We start from the raw sequence: 1,973 nt of genomic DNA on the forward strand, positions 1-1,973 counted from the left end.
GGTTTTGGTCTGAGCAGGTAACGAGGGCCGGGACCGGAAATTTAACCCGCGCTGCTTCGTTTAGCGGGTCGCGACCATGAACACACGGGGGAAGGGCAGCAGTACCGTTCCATCGTCCATGGCCGGATAAGCCTGTTCAACGGCGTTGAGATACTGTTGCAGGTATTGCCCGCGTTGCACCTCATCCAGCGGGTCGAGAAACGGCCGCAAGCCGCTGCCCTTGAACCACTCCACCACGCCGGCGGCGCCCCCGGCCAGCGGGTGATGGTAGGTGGTGCGCCACACGTCGACACGGGTGCAATGGGGCTTGAGGATCGAGTAGTACAGGCTGGCATCGGCCACTTCCGTGCGCGTATCGGCGGCTCCGGCCAGTTGGCTGGCCCAAGGCCCATTGGCGGCGATTTCCCGCATCAAGCGGTGGGACGGCTGGTGCAGGGTGTCGGGCATCTGGATCGCCAGGTTGCCACCCTCGGCCAGTTTGCTGACCAGTGACGGCAGCAGGGTTGCGTGGTCGGGCAGCCATTGCAGCACCGCGTTGGCGAAGATCACATCGAAGGGACCGGGTTCGTCCCATTGGCCGATGTCTGCGGTGTCGAAGGCCACTTCGGGCAAGCGCTGACGGGCGGCCTGTATCATGTCGCTGGAACTGTCCAGGCCACGCACCGTTGCCCCGGGAAAGTGCTCCACCAATAATTCTGTGGAATTGCCGGGGCCGCACCCCAGGTCGATCACCGAGCGCGCTTGCCCCGGCGGGATGGCCGCCAGCAGGTCCCGGGCCGGACGGGTGCGTTCCTGTTCAAACGTGACGTATTGCTTGGCAGACCAGGTCATGGCGTTCTCCTTTGCGATGGGCGAGCCGAGATGCCGCCAGTATAGGGGGCGTGTGAGGCCATGGGGCAGATACGGCGACACTGACTAATTCAGACTGTCGCCAGTTCGTTATCTTCCATACACAACTGATCGGAGAAAACCGCAGTGACCCAACTGACCTTGCTATGCCTGCCGTATTCCGGCGCCAGCGCCATGGTTTACAGCCGCTGGCGGCGCAAGGTGCCGCAATGGCTGCAGGTGCAGCCGGTTGAGCTGCCGGGGCGCGGGGCGCGTTTCGGCGAGCCGCTGCACACCGACATGGGCCCGCTGGCGATGCAACTGGCCCGGGAACTGCGCCCCACGCTCCAGGCCCCTTATGCGCTGTTCGGCCACAGCCTGGGCGCATTGCTGGCCTGCGAAATCGCCCATGCCTTGCGCGAGCTGGGTTGCCCGGAACCGGTAGCGCTGTTCGCCTCGGGCACCGCAGCGCCGACGATGCGCGCCGATTACGACCGCGGTTTTGCCACACCGAAAACCGATACTGAATTGATCGAACAACTGCGCACCCTCAATGGCACCAGCGAAGAAGTCCTGGCCAATGAAGAATTGATGGCCCTGACCTTGCCTGTGCTGCGGGCGGATTTTCTGCTGTGCGGGCGCTTCCAGCCGCGAACCCGAGCACCGCTCAAATGCCCGGTGCACGTGCTCGGCGGCACCACCGACAAGGCCAGCACCGAGCAACTGATCGGCTGGAGCCGGGAAACCTCCGGCAGCTTTTCGGTGGACATGCTGGCGGGCGGGCACTTTTTTATCCATGAGCACGAGGCCAGGGTGCTGCGCCTGATCAAGGATCAGTTGAGCGTGCATCATCGACGGTATGGGTTGGCAATCAGCGCCTGATGCACTGATTCACAAACAATCTGCTTTTGTGGCGAGGGAGCTTGCTCCCGCTGGGTTGCGAAGCGACCCCTGCCAGGCGTCGGTTCTTTTGCGGCCGGGAGCTTCTGCGACTGCTGCGCAGTCGAGCGGGAGCAAGCTCCCTCGCCACGGATTTCCCTCTTTCCTGACCTCTATTCTCAAGCGCTAATTTTTCCGGTCTGCATTCGTTTTATAGGGACGACATGCCTTTGTGCCTTGTGCCCACTGATTCCGGATACCCAGAA

The 1,973-nt window shown here is 62.8% G+C and carries 2 protein-coding genes; one reads left to right on the top strand and one right to left on the bottom strand.

What is annotated here, in order from left to right; all coding sequences use genetic code 11:
- Window positions 1–60: 60 nt before the first annotated feature.
- Window positions 61–831, bottom strand: a complete 771-nt coding sequence (tam, locus tag CRX69_RS14370) for a trans-aconitate 2-methyltransferase (RefSeq protein WP_047230458.1) — start codon at window positions 829–831, stop codon at window positions 61–63.
- A 144-nt stretch (window positions 832–975) separates the two neighbouring features.
- Between tam and CRX69_RS14375 the strand changes: the two genes are divergently transcribed.
- Window positions 976–1,710 (top strand): thioesterase II family protein, encoded by a 735-nt coding sequence (locus CRX69_RS14375; protein WP_107322202.1) that lies wholly within the window; start codon window positions 976–978, stop codon window positions 1,708–1,710.
- Window positions 1,711–1,973 lie beyond the last annotated feature (263 nt).

Source organism: Pseudomonas rhizophila (assembly GCF_003033885.1).
Classification (GTDB): Bacteria; Pseudomonadota; Gammaproteobacteria; order Pseudomonadales; family Pseudomonadaceae; genus Aquipseudomonas; species Aquipseudomonas rhizophila.